The organism is Klebsiella sp. MS 92-3 (assembly GCF_000195655.1).
Taxonomy (GTDB): domain Bacteria; phylum Pseudomonadota; class Gammaproteobacteria; order Enterobacterales; family Enterobacteriaceae; genus Klebsiella; species Klebsiella pneumoniae.
Window position 1 is genome coordinate 4539 of record NZ_GL882757.1, and the last position, 3156, is coordinate 7694.

General features: G+C 53.0%; 5 protein-coding genes. 2 read left to right on the top strand and 3 right to left on the bottom strand.

Annotated elements, in window-relative coordinates; genetic code table 11:
* From dsbA to HMPREF9538_RS21685, 3 genes are all read right to left on the bottom strand, one after another.
* On the bottom strand, positions 1 to 574 hold a 574-nt coding region (gene dsbA / locus HMPREF9538_RS21695; RefSeq protein WP_009484253.1), incomplete at its 3' end, for a thiol:disulfide interchange protein DsbA.
* A gap of 27 nt (positions 575 to 601) precedes the next feature.
* Positions 602 to 1588 carry a serine/threonine protein kinase gene (locus HMPREF9538_RS21690; RefSeq protein ID WP_002882726.1) on the bottom strand — a complete coding sequence of 329 codons (987 nt, stop codon included), beginning with the start codon at positions 1586 to 1588 and terminating at the stop codon, positions 602 to 604.
* 75 nt (positions 1589 to 1663) lie between these two features.
* The gene (locus HMPREF9538_RS21685) at positions 1664 to 1933 is read right to left on the bottom strand and encodes a YihD family protein (protein WP_002882612.1); all 270 of its coding nucleotides are present in this window, start codon (positions 1931 to 1933) and stop codon (positions 1664 to 1666) included.
* Between the two features lie 71 nt (positions 1934 to 2004).
* Here HMPREF9538_RS21685 and mobA point away from each other — a divergent pair, with 71 nt between their 5' ends.
* Both mobA and mobB read left to right on the top strand, forming a co-directional pair.
* Positions 2005 to 2586: a molybdenum cofactor guanylyltransferase MobA gene (mobA, locus tag HMPREF9538_RS21680; RefSeq protein WP_002882607.1), complete on the top strand. Its 582-nt coding sequence runs from the start codon at positions 2005 to 2007 to the stop codon at positions 2584 to 2586.
* A complete protein-coding gene (gene mobB / locus HMPREF9538_RS21675; protein WP_002882596.1) occupies positions 2583 to 3089 on the top strand; it encodes a molybdopterin-guanine dinucleotide biosynthesis protein MobB in 507 nt (168 codons plus the stop codon). Before mobA ends, mobB begins: the two co-directional genes overlap by 4 nt.
* Positions 3090 to 3156 lie beyond the last annotated feature (67 nt).

Consider the following 3156-nt stretch of genomic DNA (forward strand, 5'->3'; position numbering starts at 1 on the left):
AGACATCCATATTGCTGGTGTCCATCCCCTGCGGATTCAGCTGGTATTTACCATTAACATACATAGCCGGTACGCCCTGCAGCTGCAGATCGGCTGCCGCTTTCTCTTGCTGAGCGACCAGAGATTTCACCACGAAGCTATTCCATGCGGCATCGTAGTCTTCCCCTTTCACGCCAGCGTCGACAAACACTTTACGAATGTCAGCCACACTCTGCACAGTCTGGTTTTTCTGCACGGCTTCGAACATCGGCGCAGTAATTTTGTCTTCAACGCCCAGCGCGATGGCCACCGCCCATGCCTGCGTCAGATCCTTGCCCAGCGGACCCAGGAACTCAACGTGGTATTTGGTCATTTTAGTGCCTTCCGGCAGTTTCTGGCGCACATTGTCAGAGACATGCAGCACTTCTTCAAACTGGTAGCAGTGCGGGCAGTAGAACGAAAAGAACTCGAGCACCTGCGGCTCGCCAGCAATCGGCTTATCAAGGGTGATGTACTGCTTGCCGTCGGTGATCTGGGCAGCGGATGCACTAAAAGCCAGAATCATACCAGCCAGCGCCAGCCAAACTTTTTTCATGATTTACTCTCTCCTGGATATATCACATTAATACATTGGCGTTAACTGAAGCGGGGGTTCCTGTAGAACCTTCACCTGCTCAAGAAAAGTCGACGTCTGCCCCCGCCAGTAATCCTCCCCGGTTAACCAGGGGAAATTGACCGGGAAAGCGGGATCGTCCCAGCGTCTGAGCAACCACGCCAGATAATAAACCAGTCGCATAGCGCGTAAAGGTTCAATCAGCGCGATTTCATCGCTGTTAAAGGGGCTGAATTCCTCATAGGCCTCGACAATAGTCTCCAGCTGCATACGCTGTTCAGCCTTATCGCCGTTGAGCAGCATCCACAGATCCTGAATCGCCGGGCCGGTGCGCGCATCGTCTAAGTCGACAAACAGTGGTCCGTCGCGCCAGAGGATATTACCGGCATGGCAGTCACCGTGCAGGCGCAACGTGTTCCCGCGGCCGTGCCATTGCTCCATGACGGCAGCAATGAGTTTATCGGTCGCCTTCAGGAAATCGGCCTTCAGGCCAGAGGGGATCAGCGTCGCCTGCTCAAACACCTGACGCGGTTCCAGCAGGTACTCCTGCACGCCAATTTCCGGGCGGGCAGTAAAGCGCTGTTTGCAGCCCGTCTGGTGCAGGCGCCCCAGATAGCGGCCAACCCATTCCATCTGATCAAGGTTATCCGCTTCGAACTGACGACCGCCAAGGCTTGGGAAAACGGCAAAGTAGAATCCCTGATGCTGATGAAGCGTGCTGTCATTAAATAAGAGCGGCGCAGCAACGGGCACTTCATCTTCTACAAGCTGAAGCGCAAACTGGTGTTCTTCAAGGATCTGTTCTGCGGACCAGCGCTCAGGACGATAGAACTTTACCACATAGCGATGGCGCTCTTCGTCCTGGAACTGATAAACGCGGTTCTCATAGCTGTTTAGCGGGGTGAGACCGGAGTCCACCCGCATACCCAGATCGAATAACCCATCGATAATGGTATCCGGGCGAAGCGTCTGAAAAGTAAAAGCCTTATCGTGCATCCTGACATCCGATAATCGTACGAATAGTTCAGGATATCATCTCATTGCACTTTACGCGGTAGCGCTTACAACCTTTTACTCTTTTATTACCCCGCGGGCGCGCAGCAGCGCGGTTTTAAAGTCCTCTTCATAATCCTTCTGAATACCCGGGATGACAGCATCTTTGGAAGAGTCGCGCATCTTCAGGTGATAGATCAGAATATCGTCGGAAAGATCGCTCAGTTCGCCATCATAGCCGGCCTCTTTCGCCAGCTTCTGCAAAAATTGCATCAGGTTCAGTTCAGGCTCTTTTTGCCAGGCTGGCTGGAGGAGTTCAATTACTTCATTCAGACGTTTACATTTCATGGTCATGCTCCTTACTCTTGATAGGGACAAGTTAACAGGGTCAATCCCACAATGAAAGAGGCGATATTCATATGCAAAGCGAGGCGATAACCGGCGTCGTGCTGGCGGGCGGCAGGGCCACGCGGATGGGCGGCATTGATAAAGGATTACAGGCGCTAAATGGTCGCCCTCTCTGGCGACACGTCGCGGAAGCATTAGCCCCGCAGGTAGATGAGTTAGTCATTAGCGCCAATCGTCATCTTGAACAGTGGCGTGCCAGCGGATTTCCGGTCTTTCGAGACATACAGGAGGGTTATCAGGGGCCGCTGGCCGGAATGCTTGCTGTGATGCAGCAGGTCGCGAGCCCATGGTTTGTTTTTTGCCCCTGCGACACGCCGTTCATTCCGTCCTTTTTGGTGGAGCGCTTTATCCAGCAGAGAGGGGACGCACCGGTCGTTTGGGCCCATGACGGCGAACGGGATCATCCTGCCGTTGCATTAGTTCATCGTCAAATCATTCCTGAACTGGAGGCTTATCTGGCACATGGAGAGCGCAGGGTGATGGTTTTTATGCGACAAATGGGTGGGCGCCCGGTGAATTTCAGCGATGTGAAAACTGCTTTCATTAATGTAAATACGCTCGAAGATTTGCAGCAGATGCAGGAGCCATCATGATCCCATTACTGGCGATCGCCGCATGGAGCGGTACCGGAAAAACAACATTATTAAAGCGTCTTATCCCTGAGCTTTGCGCTCTAGGATTACGCCCGGGACTGATAAAGCACACCCATCATGATATGGACGTGGATAAGCCGGGCAAAGATAGCTATGAACTGCGTAAGGCGGGCGCTGCGCAAACTATTGTCGCCAGCGAACAGCGGTGGGCATTGATGACCGAGACGCCAGAGAAGCCGGAATTAGATCTCACGTGGCTGGTCAGTCGAATGGATGCCAGCAAACTGGACCTGGTTTTAGTGGAGGGGTTCAAACATGAACCCGTGCCGAAGATCCTGCTTTTTCGGCAAAACAGCGGCCATCGTGTAGAAGAGCTGGTAATTGATGAGCATACCATCGCCGTGGCCAGCGATGTATCGATCGCGACCTCACTTCCGCTGCTGGATTTAAATGATGTACCACAGATCGCGACATTTATTGTGAGTTGGTTAGAGAGGCAATAGTCATTTATCGACGGTGATATAGGAGGGATTTTCCCGGAGGCGGTGCTGCGCACCTTGTCCGGCCACA

Bases quoted from the DNA above. Each gene is read 5' to 3' on its own strand.
- HMPREF9538_RS21690 (WP_002882726.1), bottom strand. From the start codon at position 1,588: ATGCACGATAAGGCTTTTACTTTTCAGACGCTTCGCCCGGATACCATT.
- HMPREF9538_RS21685 (WP_002882612.1), bottom strand. From the start codon at position 1,933: ATGAAATGTAAACGTCTGAATGAAGTAATTGAACTCCTCCAGCCAGCC.
- mobA (WP_002882607.1), top strand. From the start codon at position 2,005: ATGCAAAGCGAGGCGATAACCGGCGTCGTGCTGGCGGGCGGCAGGGCC.
- mobB (WP_002882596.1), top strand. From the start codon at position 2,583: ATGATCCCATTACTGGCGATCGCCGCATGGAGCGGTACCGGAAAAACA.